Origin of the sequence: Providencia sp. PROV210 (assembly GCF_028479445.1) — a bacterium.
GTDB lineage: Bacteria > Pseudomonadota > Gammaproteobacteria > Enterobacterales > Enterobacteriaceae > Providencia > Providencia rustigianii.
Map to the genome: position 1 here is coordinate 232777 of NZ_JAMPNQ010000012.1, position 22897 is coordinate 255673.

Annotated in this window: 23 protein-coding genes; 17 read left to right on the forward strand and 6 right to left on the reverse strand. The window is 40.1% G+C overall.

Features of this window, described 5'->3' with window-relative positions; genetic code table 11:
- The first annotated feature begins 124 nt into the window (after positions 1-124).
- From aroK to trpS, 7 genes are all read left to right on the forward strand, one after another.
- Positions 125-646, forward strand: a complete 522-nt coding sequence (gene aroK / locus PR761_RS09960) for a shikimate kinase AroK (protein ID WP_006813997.1) — start codon at positions 125-127, stop codon at positions 644-646.
- A gap of 41 nt (positions 647-687) precedes the next feature.
- A complete protein-coding gene (gene aroB / locus PR761_RS09965; protein WP_112835823.1) occupies positions 688-1776 on the forward strand; it encodes a 3-dehydroquinate synthase in 1089 nt (362 codons plus the stop codon).
- A gap of 295 nt (positions 1777-2071) precedes the next feature.
- Positions 2072-2986 (forward strand): SPOR domain-containing protein, encoded by a 915-nt coding sequence (locus PR761_RS09970; protein ID WP_115163798.1) that lies wholly within the window; start codon positions 2072-2074, stop codon positions 2984-2986.
- An 83-nt stretch (positions 2987-3069) separates the two neighbouring features.
- On the forward strand, positions 3070-3900 hold the full coding sequence (gene dam, locus PR761_RS09975) for an adenine-specific DNA-methyltransferase (protein WP_006814000.1): 831 nt from the start codon (positions 3070-3072) through the stop codon (positions 3898-3900).
- 36 nt (positions 3901-3936) lie between these two features.
- Positions 3937-4611 (forward strand): ribulose-phosphate 3-epimerase, encoded by a 675-nt coding sequence (rpe, locus tag PR761_RS09980; protein WP_006814001.1) that lies wholly within the window; start codon positions 3937-3939, stop codon positions 4609-4611.
- Positions 4608-5294 carry a phosphoglycolate phosphatase gene (locus PR761_RS09985; RefSeq protein WP_115163797.1) on the forward strand — a complete coding sequence of 229 codons (687 nt, stop codon included), beginning with the start codon at positions 4608-4610 and terminating at the stop codon, positions 5292-5294. The genes rpe and PR761_RS09985 overlap by 4 nt, the downstream gene beginning before the upstream one ends.
- 82 nt (positions 5295-5376) lie before the next feature.
- Positions 5377-6420, forward strand: coding sequence for a tryptophan--tRNA ligase (trpS, locus tag PR761_RS09990; protein WP_006814003.1), 1044 nt, complete (start codon positions 5377-5379; stop codon positions 6418-6420).
- A 55-nt stretch (positions 6421-6475) separates the two neighbouring features.
- On the opposite strand, the gene PR761_RS09995 is transcribed toward trpS, so the two are convergent.
- Positions 6476-7018 carry a toxin-antitoxin system YwqK family antitoxin gene (locus PR761_RS09995; protein ID WP_006814004.1) on the reverse strand — a complete coding sequence of 181 codons (543 nt, stop codon included), beginning with the start codon at positions 7016-7018 and terminating at the stop codon, positions 6476-6478.
- A 284-nt stretch (positions 7019-7302) separates the two neighbouring features.
- Here PR761_RS09995 and PR761_RS10000 point away from each other — a divergent pair, with 284 nt between their 5' ends.
- Positions 7303-8961 (forward strand): esterase/lipase family protein, encoded by a 1659-nt coding sequence (locus PR761_RS10000; RefSeq protein ID WP_154610950.1) that lies wholly within the window; start codon positions 7303-7305, stop codon positions 8959-8961.
- A complete protein-coding gene (locus PR761_RS10005; protein ID WP_272519354.1) occupies positions 8948-10069 on the forward strand; it encodes a T6SS immunity protein Tli4 family protein in 1122 nt (373 codons plus the stop codon). The genes PR761_RS10000 and PR761_RS10005 overlap by 14 nt, the downstream gene beginning before the upstream one ends.
- Positions 10070-10152: 83 nt before the next feature.
- Here the strand turns inward: PR761_RS10005 and PR761_RS10010 are convergent, their stop codons facing one another.
- Positions 10153-10830, reverse strand: coding sequence for a hydrolase (locus tag PR761_RS10010; RefSeq protein ID WP_154610949.1), 678 nt, complete (start codon positions 10828-10830; stop codon positions 10153-10155).
- Between the two features lie 266 nt (positions 10831-11096).
- On the opposite strand from PR761_RS10010, the gene PR761_RS10015 reads away from it, so the two are divergent.
- Positions 11097-11972 carry a pirin family protein gene (locus tag PR761_RS10015; RefSeq protein WP_115163796.1) on the forward strand — a complete coding sequence of 292 codons (876 nt, stop codon included), beginning with the start codon at positions 11097-11099 and terminating at the stop codon, positions 11970-11972.
- Between the two features lie 45 nt (positions 11973-12017).
- On the opposite strand, the gene PR761_RS10020 is transcribed toward PR761_RS10015, so the two are convergent.
- The 3 genes from PR761_RS10020 to sodA all read right to left on the reverse strand — a co-directional run bounded on the left by PR761_RS10020 (position 12018) and on the right by sodA (position 14381).
- Positions 12018-12923 (reverse strand): LysR substrate-binding domain-containing protein, encoded by a 906-nt coding sequence (locus PR761_RS10020; RefSeq protein WP_154610948.1) that lies wholly within the window; start codon positions 12921-12923, stop codon positions 12018-12020.
- Positions 12924-12929: 6 nt separating this feature from the next.
- Positions 12930-13610, reverse strand: coding sequence for a 6-hydroxyaminopurine reductase (yiiM, locus tag PR761_RS10025; protein WP_006814010.1), 681 nt, complete (start codon positions 13608-13610; stop codon positions 12930-12932).
- Positions 13611-13754: 144 nt separating this feature from the next.
- Complete coding sequence (sodA, locus tag PR761_RS10030; RefSeq protein WP_006814011.1) at positions 13755-14381, reverse strand: superoxide dismutase [Mn]; 627 nt, start codon at positions 14379-14381, stop codon at positions 13755-13757.
- A gap of 395 nt (positions 14382-14776) precedes the next feature.
- Between sodA and acs the strand changes: the two genes are divergently transcribed.
- The 7 genes from acs (at position 14777) to PR761_RS10065 (ending at position 22118) form a co-directional block, all read left to right on the forward strand.
- Entirely contained in the window at positions 14777-16732 is a 1956-nt protein-coding gene (acs, locus tag PR761_RS10035; RefSeq protein WP_006814012.1) for an acetate--CoA ligase, read from the forward strand.
- Positions 16733-16905: 173 nt separating this feature from the next.
- Positions 16906-17217, forward strand: coding sequence for a DUF485 domain-containing protein (locus PR761_RS10040; RefSeq protein ID WP_006814013.1), 312 nt, complete (start codon positions 16906-16908; stop codon positions 17215-17217).
- Positions 17214-18422, forward strand: coding sequence for a sodium:solute symporter family transporter (locus tag PR761_RS10045; RefSeq protein WP_268243787.1), 1209 nt, complete (start codon positions 17214-17216; stop codon positions 18420-18422). The genes PR761_RS10040 and PR761_RS10045 overlap by 4 nt, the downstream gene beginning before the upstream one ends.
- A gap of 382 nt (positions 18423-18804) precedes the next feature.
- Entirely contained in the window at positions 18805-19503 is a 699-nt protein-coding gene (locus PR761_RS10050; protein WP_154610947.1) for an RraA family protein, read from the forward strand.
- Positions 19504-19525: 22 nt separating this feature from the next.
- Positions 19526-20053, forward strand: a complete 528-nt coding sequence (locus PR761_RS10055) for a prephenate dehydratase domain-containing protein (protein WP_006814016.1) — start codon at positions 19526-19528, stop codon at positions 20051-20053.
- 32 nt (positions 20054-20085) lie between these two features.
- A complete protein-coding gene (locus PR761_RS10060) occupies positions 20086-20493 on the forward strand; it encodes a cupin domain-containing protein (protein ID WP_006814017.1) in 408 nt (135 codons plus the stop codon).
- 230 nt (positions 20494-20723) lie between these two features.
- Positions 20724-22118: a 3-deoxy-7-phosphoheptulonate synthase class II gene (locus tag PR761_RS10065; RefSeq protein ID WP_006814018.1), complete on the forward strand. Its 1395-nt coding sequence runs from the start codon at positions 20724-20726 to the stop codon at positions 22116-22118.
- 112 nt (positions 22119-22230) lie between these two features.
- Here the strand turns inward: PR761_RS10065 and PR761_RS10070 are convergent, their stop codons facing one another.
- Positions 22231-22656: a hypothetical protein gene (locus PR761_RS10070; RefSeq protein ID WP_006814020.1), complete on the reverse strand. Its 426-nt coding sequence runs from the start codon at positions 22654-22656 to the stop codon at positions 22231-22233.
- Between the last annotated feature and the right edge of the window lie 241 nt (positions 22657-22897).

A 22897-nucleotide genomic window follows, 5' to 3' on the forward strand; every position in this document is an offset into this window, starting at 1 on the left:
TTGAGATAATTTTCATATCTGATCTCACATCATCAATTAATGAGGTTTCAGTTTAGGTCCCGCCGCTAATTCGATTGGCGGGGCGGGTGATCATTAACGAATAATCGTAGTAATACCAAAAAACATGGCAGAGAAACGCAATATCTTTCTGGTTGGACCAATGGGAGCCGGAAAAAGCACTATTGGTCGTCAGTTGGCTCAACAGCTTAATATGGAGTTTTTCGACTCCGATCACGAGATTGAAAAACGCACTGGTGCAGATGTAGGCTGGGTATTCGACCTCGAAGGTGAAGAAGGCTTCCGCGATCGTGAAGAGAAAATCATCAACGAACTTACAGAGAAGCAAGGCATTGTTCTAGCGACTGGTGGCGGCTCTGTTAAATCTAAAGAGACTCGTAATCGCCTATCAGCTCGTGGTGTCGTTGTGTATCTCGAAACCACTATTGAGAAACAACTATCTCGCACACAACGTGATAAAAAACGTCCTCTATTACAAGTGGATGAACCCGTACGCGAAGTTTTAGAAAAATTAGCCGATGAACGCAACCCTATGTATGAAGAGATCGCAGATATTACGATCCATACAGATGAGCAAAGCGCTAAAGTTGTTGCTAACCAAATCATTGAGCTGTTAGAAAAGAACTAATCCTTTTAAATCAGATGTAATGAATTCAAGGTAAAAGCAAGATGGAAAAAGTCACTGTTACTCTGGATGAACGCAGCTATCCAATCAATATTGCGCCTGGATTGTACCAACAACAGGATGCATTTTGGCCACTAACTGCGGGTCAACGAGCAATGATAGTGACGAATGAAACTCTCGCGCCACTCTATTTGAATAAGATCCAACATGTTCTCGAAGCATCAGGAGTGAAAGTCGATTCGATCATTCTTCCTGATGGTGAACAGTACAAATCGTTATTCATCATGAATGATGTTTTTACCGCATTACTCGAAAAGCACCATAACCGCGACACAACTCTCATTGCTCTTGGTGGGGGAGTGATCGGTGATTTAACCGGTTTTGCCGCTGCCAGTTATCAGCGTGGCGTACGCTTTATCCAGGTACCAACCACCCTGTTATCTCAAGTAGATTCTTCTGTTGGCGGAAAAACTGCGGTTAACCATCCTCTAGGTAAAAACATGATCGGGGCGTTTTATCAACCCGCTTCTGTCATTGTCGACCTAGACTGCTTAAAAACCCTTCCCAAAAGAGAACTTTCCTCAGGACTCGCCGAAGTTATCAAATACGGCATAATTCTGGATGGTGAATTTTTCAGTTGGTTAGAGAATAATATCGAAGCCTTAATGGCACTCGATAACCAAGCTATGGCCTACTGTATTCGCCGTTGCTGTGAGCTCAAAGCTCAAGTCGTTGCCGCTGATGAGAAAGAGACGAGTGGATTACGTGCGCTACTCAATCTTGGGCACACCTTTGGTCATGCCATTGAAGCTGAAATGGGCTATGGCGTTTGGCTACATGGTGAAGCGGTTGCTGCGGGTATGGTTATGGCAGCTAAAACTGCAGAATTAATGGGTCGCTTTACACCAGAGCAAACCCAACGTGTTATCGCTCTACTAAAACGCGCTGACTTACCCGTCACGGGTCCTGAAAAAATGCAACCAGATGACTATTTACCTCACATGATGCGAGATAAAAAAGTGATGGGCGGGAAATTACATTTAATCCTCCCAACCACGATTGGACACGCCGAAATGCGTTCTGATGTGGATGCACCGACAGTCGTGGCTGCAATCACCTCCTGCATGCCTTAAGGTTTTGCGACTTTACGTAAAAAGCATTATTTATTCCTGATTATTTTCAGGGGTTTTGAAATGTTACTGGCAGATATCAACTAAAGTCGTTAAATTATAGGCTCAGCCTAACACCTATAAACGAATTACTGATTAAGTGGCTAAGATAATAGCAATCTCATTGAAATTGGAATGAATTTGCTAAACAATCTATCCTTTAAAAGTAAGCAGTAACACACTGTTTGGTCGTGAACAGGTCGTAACGATAAGAGACATTTTATCTCTACAACAGGCAAACTCATTTCGGGAGAGGAAAATGGACGAATTTAAACCAGATAATCAGCCTAAAGCACAAAATGATTTAAGGCCTGATACATCAGACAGACCAACAGGACGCTCGCGTCCCGCTGCTACGGCTAAGCCAAAAATCACACTATCACGCCAGCACATCATGATTGGTGTTGGGGTCTTAGTGTTGTTGTTACTGATCATTGCTATCAGTTCCGCGTTAAAAGCACCAACAGAGCATGAGAAATTACAATCAGATAGTGCAAATGAACGTAATATCGATTTATCCGGTTCATCATCACTAACTAACTCTAATAGCCAAACACTAACTCAACCAGGTCAAACTCAAGAGTTAAACGGTCAGCAAATTAATCCAACCCCGACCCAAAGTGAGCCACAAATTCAAACTAATGGTCTCGGTGAACGTATTGAAATTCCTGGCGATGTGGCGGATGCACTCAATCAAGGCCAAACCTTACCACCTGAAGTAACAGCGCCAGCGCAAAATGTGACTCCGTTGACACCATCACAAGTTAAGCCGGTAGAACAGCAACCTGCGGTTAAACCTGTCTCTCCAGAAAAAACTCAACCAAAAGCGACTAAGCCAGTTGAGCAGAAACAACCTGTTCAATCTAAACCAGTGACTAAACCTGCAGCCAGTAACCAAAGCGGTAATTCGGTAGCAGCATCCGGCAGCTATACTCTGCAATTAAGCAGTGCAAGCCGCTCAGATACATTGGAAGCATTCGCTAAAGAGAATAAACTCGCTAACTATCAAGTCTATAAAACCATTCGTAATGGGCAAACTTGGTATGTTCTGATCCACGGAAACTACAGCTCAGTCAATGAAGCTAAAAGCGCAATTGCAAAATTACCTGCGCCAGTTCAAGCTAAAAAACCGTGGGTTCGCAATATGAAACAAGTTAAACAGGATCAAAAATAACAACGTTTTTCCCCGGGCGCATATGTGTTGTCCTGAAAGAGTACCAACAGAGTTACTCTAAACGATTGTAATAATAAGACGGCATGAAAAAGAAACGCGCTTTTTTAAAATGGGCTGGGGGTAAATACCCACTTGTGGAAGAGATTAAGAAGTATCTTCCACAAGGTAATTGCTTAGTAGAACCTTTCGTAGGTGCAGGGTCAGTGTTTTTAAACACTAGCTATGATTCATATGTGCTAGCCGATATTAACAGTGACTTAATCAACCTCTATAACACGGTTAAACATCGACCTGATGCTTTTATTGAAGAAGCACAGCAGCTATTCACACCTGAATATAATACGTCTGAACAGTATTATCTAATGCGGGAAACCTTTAACAAATCTAAAGACCCCGCAAAACGTAGCATCCTATTTCTGTATCTCAACCGCCATTGCTATAACGGGTTATGCCGCTATAACTTACGAGGTGAATTTAACGTCCCTTTTGGGCGCTATAAAAAACCGTATTTTCCACGAGACGAATTACTGTGGTTTGCTGAAAAAGCACAAAATGCGATCTTCGTGACTCAAGGCTACAGCGAGACATTACTCAATGCGCCAGTAGGCTCCGTTGTTTACTGTGATCCGCCTTATGCGCCGCTTTCTGAAACGGCTAATTTTACGGCATATCACACCAATTCATTCAACGCAAAAGAGCAGCAAAACTTAGCATTACTGGCACATAAGTTGTCATCAGAACGCGAAATTCCCGTACTGATTTCAAATCATGAGACCCCACTGACTCGAGAGTGGTATCATCAAGCACAGCTGCATATTGTTAAAGTACGTCGCACTATTAGTCGAAATATATTGAACCGTGCCAAAGTCAATGAGCTCTTGGCTTTATACGCGGGAACATCGAAAACTCTATAGGTACTGTCAGACAACGACGAATAATCGGAGACAATTATGAAAGATTTTCTCATTGCCCCATCTATTTTATCTGCTGACTTTGCTCGTTTAGGCGAAGATACAGCCAAAGTCCTCGCTGCGGGTGCAGATATTGTGCATTTTGATGTAATGGATAACCACTATGTACCGAACTTAACCTTCGGTGCTCCAATCTGTGAAGCACTACGAAAATACGGCATCACCGCACCTATTGATGTGCATTTGATGGTTAAACCCGTAGATCGCATTATTCCTGATTTTGCAAAAGCAGGTGCAACGCATATTAGTTTCCATCCTGAAGCCAGCGAACACGTTGATAGAACATTGCAATTAATCAAAGAAAGTGGCTGTACTGCGGGTCTAGTATTCAACCCTGCAACTCCCCTAAGCTACCTCGATTACGTGATGGATAAAGTCGACATGATCTTGCTGATGTCAGTAAATCCTGGTTTTGGCGGCCAATCTTTTATCCCACAAACACTGAACAAATTGCGCCAAGTTCGTAAAATGATTGATGAAAGTGGTTATGATATTCGTTTAGAAGTCGATGGCGGCGTTAAAGTAGACAATATTGCTGAGATTGCAGCGGCAGGTGCAGATACCTTTGTTGCGGGTTCCGCAATCTTTGGTCAACCTGACTACAAAGCGGTTATCGATGCCATGCGTAAAGAATTACAAAAGGTATCTCAATGACACACGCAGTTTTAGAAAGTATTAAGGCAATTGCTTTTGATTTAGATGGCACACTGGTTGATAGCGCAGGTGGCTTAGCCGACGCTATCGATAAAACCCTAGAAGAGTTGAATCTTCCACCAGCAGGTAAAGAACGTGTCTCCATTTGGGTCGGTAACGGTGCTGATATTTTAGTTAAACGCGCATTGGAATGGGCGGGCGCTACACTAACTCCGGAATTGCATAAAAATGCGCGTGAGAATTTTGATAAGCATTATGCGACGACGGTTAATACCGGCAGTCAGCTATTCCCTGAAGTCAAAGAAACCCTCGATACCTTGGCAAAACATAACCTGCCAATGGCAATCGTTACCAATAAACCAACGCCATTTGTTGCGCCATTATTAGAAAAGCTAGGCATTGATAGCTACTTTTCTTTAGTACTTGGCGGTGATGATGTGAAAAAAACCAAGCCGCACCCAGCGCCGTTGTATTTAACCATGGGCAAGTTTGGATTACACAAAGAAGAATTGCTTTTTGTCGGTGATTCCCGTAATGATATTATCGCAGCCCACAGTGCTGGCTGCCCAAGCGTAGGGTTAACCTACGGTTACAACTACGGTGAGTCAATCGCAATTACTGAGCCAGACTATGTGTTAACTCATTTTTCTGAGTTACTCTCCGTTATTGATTTATCGAAATAAAACTCCCCAATAATTCGAGCTGTACTCACTCACAGCTCGAAATCTAAAAGGGTATAAAAATACTAAAAGGACAGACAAAAAAATGAGTACACCCACTGAGAAATCCAAACCAACCCAGAAACCTATTGTATTCAGCGGCGCACAGCCTTCCGGTGAATTAACCATCGGTAACTATATGGGGGCGTTACGTCAGTGGGTTAAGATGCAAGATGATTACGACTGCATTTACTGTATCGTTGACCAACATGCCATCACCGTTCGCCAAGATCCGGTTGAGCTGCGTAAAAGAACCCTCGATACATTAGCGCTCTATTTAGCTTGCGGTATTGATCCTAAGAAAAGTACCATTTTTGTTCAGTCCCATGTACCACAACACGCACAACTGAGCTGGGCATTAAACTGCTATACCTATTTCGGTGAACTTAGCCGTATGACGCAGTTTAAAGACAAATCAGCACGCCATTCAGAAAACATCAATGCGGGTCTGTTTGACTACCCAGTCCTGATGGCTGCCGATATTCTGGTTTACCAAACTAACCAAGTTCCTGTTGGGATAGATCAAAAACAGCACCTTGAGCTGAGCCGTGATATTGCACAGCGTTTCAATGCCATCTACGGCGAGATCTTTACTGTACCTGAACCATTCATTCCTAAAGATGGTGGCGCACGCGTGATGGCGCTACAAGAGCCAACCAAGAAGATGTCAAAATCTGATGACAACCGCAATAACGTCATTGCGCTGTTAGAAGATCCAAAATCCGTTGTGAAGAAAATCAAGCGTGCAATGACTGACTCTGAAGAGCCGCCACGTATTTGCTACGATATTGAAAACAAAGCAGGGGTTTCTAACCTATTAGACATCCTAGCTGGCGTAACAGGCAAAAGTGTAGCAACACTGGAAGCTGAATTTGAAGGTCAAATGTACGGTCACCTGAAAGGCGCTGTTGCCGAAGCGGTTTCTGAGATGCTGACTAACTTACAAGCTCGCTATCATGAGTTCCGTAACAATGAAGCGCTGTTAAACCAGATCATGGATGAAGGTGCAACCAAGGCCGCAGCACGCGCTCAAGAAACTTTAGATAAAGTTTACGATGCGATCGGCTTTGTAAAACGTCCACAGCTGTAAGTTATCGTCACCGAAAAGCCAATTAATTCATTTGATTGGCTTTTTATTTTTTAGATTAATTTGCTGAATACAGCTTGCCATCTTTCACATAACCTAATTTTGATAATTCTCCATTTTGATCTCGCTCTTCAAGCGCACCCTCAACAGAGCCATTCACAAAGCTAGCTTTAATGTGTAGATTATTTTTTGGCGTATCATAATAGGATTTATAATCACCATTTAAGCGGTCATTACTGTATCCCATCTCTGTATCTAAATTACCATTTTCGAGGTAAGACTTAATCACCCCATCCACCTTGCAATTCTTCACTGGGATATGCATATTCAACTTACCATTCTCGTAGTAAGTGTAGATATTTTTATCTAGGCAGTTATTTTTAACCCACGATTTAAATTGGATATTTCCATTCGGATAACGCTCAACATACTCACCATCAGGAGCGCCTTCGGGGATGTTTAACTCAGGCATTCTCAAGTTTTCTAACTCTTTAAACTCTTCTAATGGGACGCCGTTATCACCCTGAGAGGCTGGCTGAGAAAGGCAACCGGACAACGCTAAGGTCACAGAGAACACAATCGCAATATTGATAATTTTCATCACTATCCTTTTAACTCAAGCCATTTACTGACTTGAAGATGCACAAAATATATTGAGTGCCCCGATAGTTCATGTTGTCTCTGAGGAAATGAAGCAGAATCTTCTTATTTTGAATGGCAAGAAAGTTAATTGAAGAATCAATCCAGTTGAGTATGAACAAAATTCCTTAAGAAAGTGTCCTGATTTAGTTGTGCAGAACAATGAAAAGCGGATTTAACTAGAAGACACTTAAATTAAATTAGGCTAATCTATTTGTCTTAAGTTTGTTTAAAAGGATTTATATTATGTCAGAGAAAGACACTCCAGAAATTGGCGAATGCCAACACGTCTCGTATCACAGACCTCATTGGAGTGAAAATGGGAAATGCAGTTGGGTTGATATTCAACGTCAACATAAATCGCTCAATGCCGAAGCTAAATGCATCGTACCGCCAACTAAAGCTATACCTGTCATTTTTATCCCAGGGATTATGGGAACGAATTTAAAAAATAATATGGATGACCAACCTATCTGGAGAGCTGATTGGATTAAAGGCGCGGATACGTTACCGTTCGTCGGATTAAATGGTAAAAAAAGACGCGAACTATTAAATGTTGATACGACCAAGGTTGATGGTGAAGGTAAGATTAAATCCAGTAATCTCACTGTTTATTCAGATGATGGTAATTTATTTCCGAGTCGGAAAGAACGCCATTGGGGTGAAGCCCTTTATCTCAGTTATGGTGAGTTTTTAGATGTATTTCAAACTACATTGATCGATGATTGGCAACGAGATATAAAGCGAATGACCAATCCAGTATTGGCGAAGCAAATAGATAAAACGATAAATATTAATGGAGTGTTAAGTCAATTACAGGCAGTAAGTAAAAAAAATGATGAAAGTTATGAGTCTGATTTTACGGAAAAAGAACTGAGTCACTTCAAGCATTTTTTATTCCCAGTCCATGTTTTTGGATATAACTGGCTGGTTGATAATGCCATATCAGCGGCTCAACTGGTTGACTATATTAATGAGGTTATAAAAACCTACAAGTATCAACATGGGCATGGTTTGGCAGTAGAAAAAGTCATTATTGTCACGCACTCCATGGGAGGATTGATTGCCCGTTATGCCTCTCAAGTTTTAGGTGCCAAAGAGAAAATTTTAGGTATCGTACACGGGGTTATTCCTGACATTGGTTCACCTGCGGCATATCGTCGAATGAAAACAGGGGCAGGAAAGGAAGGTACCGCAGGTCTGGTTTTAGGAAAGAATGCAGAGGAACTCATGTCGGTGTTGGCATTTGCACCTGCTCCTTTACAACTATTACCCTCACCAAAATACCCTTCAAATTGGCTCAAGTTTGAAGAAGGAGAAAGTTACCCGAAAGTTGATCCATTCGAAGAGATTTATTTACGAAATGATGTGTGGTGGCGACTTTATGAGCCGGATATTTTGGATAAAGATACTATAACTATCCAAAATAATTGGGATTCATATGAAAGAATAATGGATAACTCAGTAAGAAAATTTATGCACAAGTTGGATGAAGGGGAATATCATCTGAATACCTATGTTTTTTATGGGCAAAAAGTTAAATCAGATAGTTTTTTAACATGGGTAAAAGAAAATAAAAAATATCAAAATCCATATACAGGGCAATCTTTTATTCCCCAACATACAACACATGACCGTCAGATAGTTCAACTCCCCAATGGGGAATATTGTGAATACTTATTAACACAATCAAATACAGCTGGAGATGGAACTGTTCCCGTTGAATCGTTACATGAAATAAAAAAACACCCTTTACTTAAAGGATGGTTAGCGACAAATGTTGACCATCAAGATGCTTATAAAGTCAGTGGGTTGAATCCTGAGAAGTACAGTGAAGCCATTAAATTCACGTTGCAGTCGATAATTAAAATAGTACAAGAGGTGGATATTCGTGCGGCGGAATAAGGCATTATTCGTTGGAATATTAGGTATTGTGCTTATTGTGGGAGGGCTGACTTGGTATTTATTACCTTATCAACTCCCTGAATTGACAGACAAGGAAAACGTGATGATTGATACCTTATTTGAAAAAACAAAACCCCAGTGTATTGGACGTTATGTTATCGATATTCCTGAGTCATTTAATAACAAATTGAATGACCAAATTTACATTGATGATTTTAAAATAGAGAGTAAGTTTATTTACCCCCCTGCATTTAAACAACGAATTCAACTACGAGAAGAAGAGCTTCGAGAAGCGATTAACCGCCCTGAAAATGAAATGAAGAATGCTCCATACCTGAAAGAGGTGATCTTATTACCGGATGGTAAGGGCGTTATTTTTGACAGAAATGAACCTGGGGCTGATGATGCATATCGAGTATTGGAAGCTCATGTGTATGTAGATCTTATAGCTTTTATTATTACTACTGAGATCCGGGATTTTTCTGATAAAAAATATGAAGAAAGAAAAGCCAGTTTTTTAGCTAGGGGCGGAACAGAGGTTCAATCAAACCAAAAACCTTCTCGTTTAGTGGCTATGCAATCACTTATTTCTCGGTTAAGTGGGCGGTTAGATCATGAAATCCCTACAGATAAAGGCGTTTGTATCCCGAATGGCTTTATTCTAGATGATACTAACAAACATCAACAAAAGATCGCTTTTTCCTATAAAAATGATGAGCTTTTATTGTTCTTGGAATCTGATAATCGTTACGTTGGATCTGATGATACATTATTAAATAGAGAAAAAGAGATAAATGAGGCAATGAGCCAACAAGGGATGCGTACAATAAAAAAAGGAAATTTATCGATTAATAACATTCCAATACAAGAATGGTTAATGGCAGGAAATCAGGAAGTTTATTCTAAGATGGAGAATAAAAGGATATCCAACTTACCCTATTATGATTTTTGGCTTTTTGCTAATGAAGCAATATCAACTGAAATGATGCCATTACTACATGTAGGTATGAATAATCGAAATAAATTCTCTTCGTACAGCGATGCTCAAATGGTTGAAATTTGGGATCGGATTGTTGGTTCTCTGCGTTATAAACCGAATGCGTTTTAATTCACACTAGAGCGATTTTTCAAATACTGAAGGTATAAATAGGCAGCCTTTACCTAACATAAAGGCTGCAATCAATCAGATAATTAACGGTTAGAATCTAATTGCTCATTATTGCTTAGCACATCTTGAGCCTTGGTGTAGCTCTCAATTAGCAGTTGATAAGCAGGGAAGATTTGAGTGTAAGCCAGTGCCCATTCTGCGGCATCTTCGCGATTCCATGTTTTTTGTAATTCAGAAGCAACAGCAGCAGTATCCATTGGAACAACGCCAGCTTGAACAACGCGAGCTAATGTAATCTCTTGCGCCATTTTGCTGTAAGTGCCAGATGCATCAATAACGACAAAAACTTGATAACCATCCGCTACTGCACTAATCGCAGGAAATGCCATACATACGCTGGTAATAGTTCCAGCAATAATCAACTGCTTTTTACCCGTCGCTTTGACCGCAGCAACAAATTCAGGGTTATCCCACGCATTAATTTCACCACGACGAGCAATATATTGCGCATGGGGTGCATTTTGATGAATTTCAGGGATCAATGGACCGTTAGGACCTTGAGGAACTGAAGCGGTCGTAATAACAGGAATATTCGCTAACGATGCCATTTTCGCTAGGACTGAAGCTCTAGCGCGTAATTCAGTCATTGGCATATCACCGACCGTTTGGAATAAACCACTTTGATGGTCTATCAACAACATAACAGCATCATCTGGGTTGATAACAGGACGCTGACCATTGAAATTTGCTGGATTACTCATAATAGAACCTCTTAATCGATAAAGTCGTAAACATTATTAGGTTAGAAAATAGAACACTGACAGGCTCTTTTTCTTGCTGTTTACAGTAATACATCGATTTTTAGCTGAGTAGTCTGGATTTTGATAAACACCGTCCTATAAATAGGATAATGTCTTCCTAACTCATTGTCCTATTTTTGCAACAATGAAATCCATTTTTGCCTCTACTCACCTCTCCAAGACTCTTCTATTATTCATTCATCGAAACTGAATTTAGGAGTCAAACCATGAAAAAAATCATTGGTATTTATCAATCCCCTCGTAGCCATTGGGTCGGTGATGGCTTCCCTGTTCGTTCCATGTTTTCTTACAGTAATCATGGAAAATATTTGAACCCATTTTTGTTACTCGATAGGGCGGGACCTCATAGTTTTCCAAGCTCTGATGCGGCCAATCGTGGCGTTGGCGAGCACCCACATAAAGGGTTTGAAACTGTAACTATCGTGTATGACGGCGAAGTTGCCCACCACGATTCAACCGGTGAAGGTGGCGTGATTGGTCCCGGTGATGTGCAATGGATGACCGCAGCATCCGGAATTTTGCATCAGGAATATCAATCTGATGACTTTATGAAGAATGGTGGAACCCTCGATATGGTGCAATTGTGGGTTAACCTACCAGCAAAAGATAAATTGGCTGCACCGGGTTATCAATTACTGCAACGGGATAGCATCCCAAATATTGATCTGCCAAATGATGCAGGTGTCTTGCGAGTGATCGCTGGTGACTATTTAGGCCACTCAGGTGCCGCACGGACATTTACCTCTCTGGATGTTTGGGACTTACGGCTGAATAAAGGAAAAACCGTCGGTATCCAAACTAAAGTGGGTCGCAATGTTGGCTTAGTGATGCTGAGAGGCTCAATATATGTGGATGGTCATACTGCGTTAACTGAAGGTGAGCTGATGATCCTTGATGGCAGCGACAGTAATATCGTGTTAGAAGCCACTGATGATGCTTTAGTTCTATTCCTCAGTGGTGAAGCTATTGATGAGCCAGTCGTGGGTTATGGTCCGTTTGTGATGAACACCACTCAAGAGATCAATGAAGCAATCAATGACTTTAATAGCGGGAAATTTGGTCGAATTCCCAATACAAATTAGTTTGGTGTAATTTGACGCCCTAATTGCTCTCGATTAGGGCGTTTTTTATTTCACCGCCGGCGAAATATTTTCGGCTAAATAACTGAGTAATAGCTGTACCGAAGGCAGTAATCCTTTACGGGATGGGTATACCGCGTGAATGATATCCTCTGGAAATTTCCATTCTGGTAGCACCTCCACCAGCGCCCCTGTCTGCAACTCTTTTTCTACAACGCCAAGAGGTAATCTGGCAATTCCAACACCTTTCAATGCTGCATGGTAAAGGGTCAAAACATCGGTCGTTGCTAATTTAGGCGTAAAATGTTGAGTAAAACTTAGGTCATCACTATTTTTAAGCGTGAGAGTATAACGCTGGGAATGCTCCGTATTCCCTAACATTGGGTAATTGACCAGCTGCTCAGGCTCCGTCGGCTCACCTTTTTCAATAAATAATGATGGGCTAGCAACAAGTACTCGCCGGGAATATCCCAATACTTTCATCATCAGGCCTGAATCATCAAGGGGAAGTGACCGTACCCTTAATGCCAGATCGAGCCCTTCACTGATCACATCAACCGGACGATTTACGGCCAAGATCTGGACATCGATGTCAGGATATTTCACCATAAAATCAATCAATAAATCTTGCAGGTACACTTGCAATAACGCCACAGGGCAAGACAGCTTTATGGTGCCTTTAGGGTGCGTTTGAACAGAGCAAATCAGCTCATGGGCGATATTCGCTTCATCCACCACATTTTTACATTGCTGATAAAAAACCTGTCCGATCTCCGTAACATGAAATTGCCGAGTCGAACGGTAAATTAAAGAAACATTCAGTTTCTGCTCTAAATCTGCAATTCGTCGGCTAAGCTTAGATTTTGGAATACCTAGCGCTAATCCTGCTTGAGAAAAACCGCCATATTCGACAACTTTCACATAATAATAGAGATCGTTCAGGTCATATTGCATAGTGGATTAGCGACCCTTGCCAAATAAACGATGATGAAATTCCTCAATCTTATGATTGTCTAGCCGATTTTGCATGGTGAGGCTCCAACTGGCAGATAGCCCCGCAGCAGAGAGAAGGCGTTGATACAATTCTTCATCATAGGGTGCATGAAAAGCAATCATTATAGCTTCTTGTACAGAAACATCACTATTACGGCTGAGTAATTTCATTGGCATGTTGCTGCCAACTTTTCCCCCTTTAATCACCCGATATAACCAACCACAACGCCCTTCATCCTGCATCACTTGGGCAAAATTTTCGATCCCAGTGAATCCGTTGAGTTTGTAGCAAGGAGAACGAGGTTGAGTCACTTGAATTCGTGCATCACCCCAGCTATAAATATCCCCGATAAATACACTTTCTTCGGTCATACCTAGAGTTGATAAATTTTCACCAAATGCACAAGGAGCAAATAAGTCTTCGAGCTCAGGATAGCGATGGTGCCAAAACTCATAATGCTCTTGAGGATAATGGCATAGCGCCCTATCGGGCCCACCATGATAGCGTTTTTCTGCTTGCTCATCCCCTTCAATTCCTAAAGACCCTAACACCAACACATCGTCTACGCCTCGTTTATGAATGGCGCTAACACCACAATGCTGTGTTTCTTGAACTGATCCAATAAAAACTTGAGGATAAATTTGCATGGTAGGCTCTCTATGAAACTGTATGAAATAATTTTCATTCTAAAGAATGCGCATACAGATAACAATAATCGTCCAACCAGACGAAATAAAAAACGCGGCTCATCAGAACCGCGTTGATAGGTAAATCAGTCACAGACAGAAAATTTATTTTGTTTTGTCTGCAAAGCGTTTTGCCGCTTCATCCCAGTTCACAACTGACCAGAATGCTTTGATATAGTCAGGACGACGGTTTTGGAATTTCAGGTAATAAGCGTGTTCCCAAACATCTAAACCAATGATTGGATAACCCGATGTGCCAGAAATAGCTTCACCCATTAATGGGTTATCTTGGTTTGCCGTAGAAACAACCGCCAGCTTGCCATCATCTTTTAAGACTAACCATGCCCAACCGGAACCGAAGCGTGTCGCAGCGGCTTTTTCAAATAGGTCTTTAAACGCATCAACGCTACCGAAATCACGCTCAATCGCTGATTTCAATTCGCCTTTTAACTCAGTATTTAATTTTAGACCTTTCCAGAACAGGCTGTGGTTTGAGTGACCGCCCGCATTATTACGAACAAAAGTACGTTGGTCCGCAGGAATTTGATCTAATTTTTGAATTAAAACATCAATATCCAAACCTGCTAATTCAGGTAATTTTTCGAGTGCAGTATTGGTATTATTAACGTAGGTTTGATGGTGCTTAGTATGATGGATTTCCATGGTTTGTTTATCAAAATGAGGTTCCAGCGCATCATAAGCATAAGGTAAAGCAGGTAATGTATAACTCATATTGTTAGTCTCCAGTGACTTATCTTTCTACCTCACAGACTGAATCGGACTTCAGTAACTGCGTTTTGTAAACACCACTCCATTATAGTTATTTTGTTGTTAATGAAAATCATTATCAAACCCATGTGAATTATGTGGTTATTCTCATTCTCTGTCATCACTAGCTTATTCAGTAACTAATGCCATTATTATTACCCTTTATTTTTCTTTAATTTCAATAATGGTTATATTTGTAGAGTTTAATTCCAAACAAGCATTTAGCATCAAATGATCATACTGCAAATCCTATGACTATTAATACGTGATCTTCCGCTCAAAAGAAAAACAAAATAAGCATCGATACTTCAGTTAACTGTTTTTTGACATATTATTAACATCTGCAAGGAGATAATAATATGACTCAAATAACTAAACATTCCGTTCCTGCTGATATTGCAAAAAATGCCCTGATTAACGAACAACAGTATAACGATGAGTACCGACGCTCTATTCAAGACCCCGAAGGATTCTGGGGCGAAAAAGGAAAAATCGTTGATTGGATTAAACCTTACACTCGCGTTAAAAATACCTCTTTCGATCCTGGGCATATCAATATCCAGTGGTTTGAAGATGGCACCCTCAACCTCAGTGCCAATTGCTTAGACCGTCACCTTGCTACTCGAGGCGACCAAACTGCCATTATCTGGGAGGGTGATGACCCTTCTGCATCAAAAAATGTCACTTACCGTGAACTGCACCACGATGTGTGTCAGTTTGCTAATGTGCTGAAAAAACAAGGTATCCGTAAAGGAGACGTTGTTGCTATCTATATGCCAATGGTGGTGGAAGCTGCTGTCGCAATGTTAGCCTGCGCACGTATCGGAGCTATCCACACTGTTATTTTTGCAGGCTTCTCTCCAGAAGCGGTTTCTGGTCGAGTTATCGACTGTAAAGCTAAGTTGATCATAACTTCAGATGAGGGGTTACGTGCAGGGCGCGCTATTCCGCTGAAAAAGAATGTCGATGATGCCTTGATGAATCCGCAAGTCACGACGGTTTCTAACGTGATTGTTTACCGCCGTACGGGTAATGCACCAAGCTGGGTTGAAGGCCGAGATCTTTGGTGGCATGAGCTCACCGAAGGTATGAGCGCAGACTGTCCTCCTGAAGAAATTAATGCGGAAGACCCTTTATTTATTCTGTATACCTCCGGTTCAACAGGAAAACCGAAAGGGGTTCTCCACACCACAGGTGGTTACTTGGTATATGCCACCCTCACCTTTAAATATACCTTTGATTATCATGAGAATGAGGTCTATTGGTGTACAGCAGATGTTGGCTGGGTAACAGGTCACAGTTATTTACTGTATGGGCCGCTGTCCAATGGTGCTAAAACGCTGATGTTTGAAGGTGTTCCAAACTATCCTGCCGTTAATCGTATGGCTCAAGTGGTAGATAAACACCAAGTCAATATCCTGTATACCGCCCCAACAGCTATCCGTGCATTAATGGCTGAAGGTGATAAGGCCATTGAAGGTACTCGCCGAGATTCTCTGCGTATTTTGGGATCCGTTGGTGAACCTATCAACCCAGAAGCATGGGAATGGTTCTATAAGAAAATGGGAAATAGCCGCTGCCCTGTGGTTGATACGTGGTGGCAAACAGAAACTGGTGGCTTCATGATCACCCCGCTGCCGGGAGCTACTGTCTTAAAACCGGGGTCTGCAACCTTACCTTTCTTTGGTGTTCGTCCTGCACTGGTCGATAACCTCGGCGAACCACTTGATGGCGCAACAGAAGGTAACTTGGTGATTGTGGATTCATGGCCAGGTCAAGCTCGTACACTATTTGGTGACCATGAGCGCTTTGAACAAACCTATTTTTCTACCTTTAAAGGTATGTACTTTAGTGGTGATGGTGCTCGCCGTGATGAGGACGGTTACTACTGGATCACCGGACGTGTGGATGATGTTCTGAATATTTCTGGCCACCGTTTAGGTACCGCAGAAATTGAGTCAGCTCTCGTTTCACATCCAAAAGTTGCAGAAGCCGCTGTCGTCGGTATTCCTCACAGTATCAAAGGTCAGGCAATTTATGCCTATGTCACGTTGATATCCGGTGAAGAGCCATCACCAGAACTGTATACCGAAGTTCGTAATTGGGTTCGTAAAGAAATTGGCCCGATTGCAACCCCAGATGTTTTACATTGGACAGATTCTTTACCAAAAACACGTTCCGGCAAAATAATGCGCCGCATCCTTCGAAAAATTGCATCAGGGGACACCAGTAACTTTGGAGATACCTCCACACTGGCAGATCCAGGTGTTGTCGAAAAACTGCTAGAAGAAAAACAGTCAATGAGTATGTCATAACCCTACAGGTCGCCTACGGGCGACCTTTAATAAATACTCAGTATCATTCAATAAGTAGAAATAGAGTTCGCCAAAATACCCAGTTAATTCTGTGGGTAGCCAAACGTAGCCCTAAAATCTGCCCTTTGAGGAAAAAGAGTATACCAATTATACAATAACAGAGGAGAACTCTGATGAATGCTACTGCTTACGAAAAGGTAGAGGATAACCCTCGCTTCCAAGAACTGGTGAGAAAACGTAGTCGCTTTTCATGGTTATTATCTGCAATAACATTAGTTCTGTATGTTGGTTTTATTTTTCTTATCGCGTTTGATCCTAGCTGGCTAGGAACCCCCATTTCTGAAGGCTCCTATATCACAAGAGGTATCCCTGTTGGGGTTGGGCTCATCGTTATTTCATTTATCCTAACGGGTTTATATGTTATCCGTGCAAACGGGGAATATGACCGTTTAACCGCGGAAATTTTACAAGAGGTAGAAAAATGAAAGTCTTACTCTCGCTTATTCTGTTTTTTACCTCATCGATGGCTTTTTCTGAGGCGCTAACTGGCGATATCGAATTACTCTTCGGATTGAATTACCACGTTGCGGTAGTGATTGTCGGTATCTTAATGGTGCTTTATGTTTTGTTTGGCGGAATGTTAGCAACCACTTGGGTACAAATTATCAAGGCAATCTTATTGCTAGCCGGAGCAACTTTCATGGCGGTTATGGTCATGAAACATGTTGGATTTAATTTCAATACCTTATTCAAAGAGGCGGTGGCAGTTCATAAAAACGGTATTGCGATTATGAGTCCCGGAGGCTTAGTTTCCGATCCCATATCCGCCCTATCTCTTGGGTTAGCGTTAATGTTTGGTACTGCCGGTCTGCCCCATATTATTATGCGATTCTTCACGGTAAGTGATGCTAAAGAAGCACGTAAAAGCGTATTCTACGCAACTGGATTTATCGGTTATTTCTACATACTGACCTTTATTATTGGATTTGGTGCTATCGTTCTGGTGGGTTCAAACCCCGCCTTTAAAGATGCCGCAGGGGCATTAATTGGTGGCACCAATATGGCCGCGATTCACCTTGCCGATGCGGTAGGTGGCAATTTCTTCCTTGGCTTTATTTCTGCCGTAGCCTTCGCCACTATTTTAGCGGTTGTTGCTGGATTAACCTTAGCAGGGGCTTCAGCTGTGTCCCATGACTTATATGCGATGGCAATGAAGAATGGTAAAGCAGATGAGCGAGATGAGCTGAGAGTCTCCAAAATCACCGTCGTTATCTTAGGCTTTGTCGCTATCGGTTTAGGTATTTTATTTGAAAAGCAAAATATTGCCTTCATGGTTGGCTTAGCGTTCTCCATTGCTGCAAGCTGTAACTTCCCAATCATTCTGCTATCAATGTATTGGAGCAAACTAACAACGCGTGGTGCTCTTGCCGGTGGCTGGTTAGGGCTCATTACTGCGGTGGTGTTAATGATCTTAGGCCCTACAATCTGGGTAACCATTTTACACCATGATAAACCTATTTATCCGTACGAATACCCAGCCATTTTCTCTATGCTTGTCGCATTTGTGGCTTCATGGTTATTCTCTGTTACGGATAATTCAGAGCAAGGTAAGATGGAGAGATCTCGATTTAAAGAGCAATTTATTCGCTCACAGATTGGTCTTGGTATAGAGCAAGGTAAATCCCACTAAATTAATATTTTTATTTCTCTGAAAAACGACTCTTTGAGTCGTTTTTTTATTTCTAAAATAACAATGAGTTAATTTAATACAATGGAAAATATTTATATTATTTATAATAAACATAATAACAATAAATAATTGAAACTAAGTCCTTATAATCACAATATAAAAAACAATACTTACTTATAGCCAAATAAAAATAAATTATGACAATAAAATTATTAGATAACTAATGCTTTGTTTTCATATAAATATAACTTTATTTTTTATAAAAAAATAACCATTAATACAATTCTACTAAAAATTATTGCATTTTTAACCTTGCTAATTTTATGGATTAGAACTATTAATTAAATTGCCAATTATTCCAACTAAAGGTAAATAAATAATCATGATGGAAAAAATAGACTCAAATATAATAGATAAAATAAAGTCACTTAAAATAAGTACATCAACCATTATAGATATATTAGATGGACTTAAATCCGGTGATGTATTATCTCATCAGTTATTATCTTTAAATATTACTAATTATTACACGGTAGGACAGGCTTATACCGTTCAATGGAGACTGGTTAAAAAAGGGAAAAGTATCACAGATAAACAACCCTCAACTTGGGAACAAGTGCGCCAATTTCTTGTACCTGAACTGAACTCCGCTGATGGATTAGTCTACGTGGCTGGTGCCGGAGATTTACTCAAGCATGCAGCACTGGCAGGAGGAATGAGCTGTACCTATTTTCAAAAGTTGGGATTTAATGCCATCATCCTAGGAGGAGCAGTAAGAGATATCAGTGAGCTTAGAGAGCTAGATATCCCAGTCATTGCAAGTAACATAATACCGTCTGATACACAGGGGGCTTACTGTGTAAGTGAAACAGGTACTAGCTGTAGAATCGAAGATAACATTATACATACTGGAGATTTAATTATTTCCGATGAAAATGGCTCTGTCGTTATTCCATTTAATTTAATCGACAAAGTAATTAGTGAAGCAATTTCAATTAGTAGCACTGAAAACACCATGTTGACAAAAATAAAGTCTGGTCAGCGATTACCAGAGTTAATTAACGAAACAGGAAGAATATAAATTAGCGAGAGGTAATAATATTATGTTTAACATCCATACATTAGGACCTAAAGATACAAATTGTGAAAAAGCTGCCCATTATTGGTTAGAGCAAAAAAAACTTCATGGAAATGTCATACTTCATGAAACGTTAGAAGATGCAGTAGAAAAAATAAAAAAAGATACAGACTGTATTTTACTTGGCTGTATTGTTTATCCTTATTTACATAATATCGTTTTTAAAAATTTAAATTTATTAAAATTAACAGATTGCTTTGTAATGGATACACACAATATGTTATTTGCTAGTCGATTCAATGAGTTTAAGAAAATTAAATCCGTAGGTTCACATCCTGCACCTAAAGATTTAATTTCTGAAATACATCATTTAAATCCTAGCATAGAGTCTATTTTATTTAATTCAAATAGTGAGTCCGCATTACAGTGTGCAAAAGGCACAGTTGATGCCTGCATTACAACGCTTAAAGCTGCCGAAAGTAATCACTTAACTATCTTGCATGATTTTGGTCCCGTGCCTATGGGATTCTCCATTCATACAAAAATCAACTAATCATATCTTTCATCCCAAAATAAGGGTGCATCATGAGTCTATTTTTATCGAATGAAATGACCTCCTACGATATGGATCTGAACCGTAGCGAAGGTGAAGAAAGTAAAATACAAGCAAAATTTATCCATGGAACCGGCTTTACCATGGCATTTTGGACGTTTAAACCACACGCAATCATTCCTGAGCATGTGCATGAACATGAGACTGCAACAACTATCTTAAAAGGGTCATTGCGTTTAACGGTTGATGGAAGAACGGTGTATTTACATGCCGGTGACTCTTTTATCATTCCCTCTTGGGCTACCCATGATGCTGAAGCACTAGAGCCATCAGAAGTTATCGATGTGTATACGCCAATTAGAGAAGACTATTTGGCAAGACAAAATGGATCGATTGAAACTTACCTTAATACTTCCCAGAAGAAAGCTGACTGTTCCTAGGAGATATTAATACCTTAAGATTAGTTTTCACCAGAATTTAAAGCAGCATTATTGCCCATATTGGGCGACTACTTGCCTTAAATATATTGAGATAATTAAACCATTAAAGATGCATTTAGCATTTTTATAGGCCGTTATTGTCTTTTTTGACCTAATGCTCTATTTCAAATAGTAACTATGAAACACCAGTAATACCCAGATGTGCCTAGTTTCATAGTTAAGGAGTGGATATGTTACATTCTTTCGATTATGACGTCATTACGGGAAAACATGACGATATTTCTAACGCTGAAGGCTATCCTTTCTTTAAGAAAAACTCGCTAAATTCATGGTCTCCATCTTCATGGAAAGATTTTCCCATTGAGCAGAACCCAGAATATCCTGATCAGTGTGCTTTGCAATATTATCAAACTCGTCTAAAAAGCTACCCGCCACTCGTACTTGCTTCAGAAATTAGACATTTTAAAAAAACACTTTCCCTCGCTACAGAAGGTAAGGCTTTTATATTACAAGGAGGTGATTGCGCAGAATCCTTTGATAGTTGTAAATCAACAGTAATTAAAGATCTGATTTATACTTTTGGTCAGATGGCAGGATTAATACATCAATCAATTAAACTACCCATTATCAATATAGGCAGAATCGCAGGACAATATGCGAAACCCCGTAGTAACCCATTTGAAACGCAGGATGGGATAGAACTGCCTAGCTACCGAGGTGAAATTATTAATGGGCTAGACTTTACTGATGCCAGCCGGACACCTGACCCCCATAGAATGTTGAACGCATATTATCATTCATCTGCAACGTTGAATTTAATTAGAGCGGTGAATTCATCTGAATCTCCCGAGTACTCTTATCGCTGCAACATAAAAATTTATCCTGGGTCAACCGAACAGTCTCACTATATACATTTTTTAGAAGAGCTTTATCGGACCTCTAGCTATCTTTCTAACAAAGATAACACCTCAAAGTCTATGTATGTCAGCCATGAAGCATTGCTACTTCCGTATGAAGAATCGATGACACGACAGGATTCAAGTGATCAAAAATGGTATAACTGCTCAGCTCATATGGTCTGGGTGGGTGAAAGAACGAGAGATATCGATCAAGCACACGTTGAATACTTAAGAGGCATAGAGAATCCTATTGGTATTAAATGTGGCCCAAAAATAAGTTCAGAAACCCTTATAGAACTGATTGATAAATTAAACCCTAACAATGAGTTAGGAAAAATAATATTGATTATCAGAATGGGGGTTAATAATATTCTTGATTCATTACCTAACCTAATCGCCGCCGTAAAAAACCACGGTGCTCCTGTAATTTGGATGATTGATCCAATGCATGGGAATACAAAGGGTACAAACAGCGGATATAAAACAAGGCATTTTTCAGATATGAAAAATGAGGTTTTGCAATTTATCAGTGTATTAAAAAATGCAGGAATACACCCTGGTGGATTACACTTAGAAATGACAGGAAAAGATGTCACTGAATGTACGGGTGGACTTCAAGAAATCAATACCAACGATATATCTTATAAGTATCAGACCCTGTGTGACCCTAGACTAAATAGGATGCAGTCACTTGAATTAGCTTATTTTCTTGGTCAAAACTGGTAATAACATTGACTAAAACGACAATTTGCATGCTTTAGGCATATCAACAAACAATTCATACAAAAATCTCCCTGTAGGTATAGGGAGATTTTTATCATAAAAATAAGTTAACACTTCATTTGACCGTAACTGCCAACATCTTTTCGGTTTGTAGCCAGTCATCAACGAGTTTATAAAGTAAGCTTGGTTCACGCTGGCTTTCAAGCTGTAATTTTTCAAATTCATTTTTATCATTCGGACTATATTGAGATAGAAGTCTCTCTAACATAGGGCGTTTTTCAATAAAACGAGTATTAATTTTCAAAGACTTATATAAAACGATAGCAATCAATAAACTTAGTGCAACAACCCCAATAGTAGCGATAAGACTATTATCCATTCCTACATAATTTTTCATCATAACAAACAAAGAGAGCGGAATTAAAAATATCATTAATAAAGAAAGAATTAGAGCACCATCCTGACCATTATTAAATTCATTTTCTTGCTGTTTATTAACAGAAATAATCTGTTCAAAAATTTCACTATTCTTGCTTTTCATTTTATCCACCTATTGGATGAACATAAATCCATCCTTTTAGCTACGCAATAACTTGATTAGATAAAAATAACCATTTTTAATAGTATATTACCAACATAATTAAACATCAATTTAACAATGTTAATCTATAGCATTTACATTTAATGGCGTTTTTATCTACAAACGTGATAATAATAAGGTGAGGGATAGAACTAAAAGCAATATCTGGTAAATAATGATTAGAATTATTTCAGTGATCTTT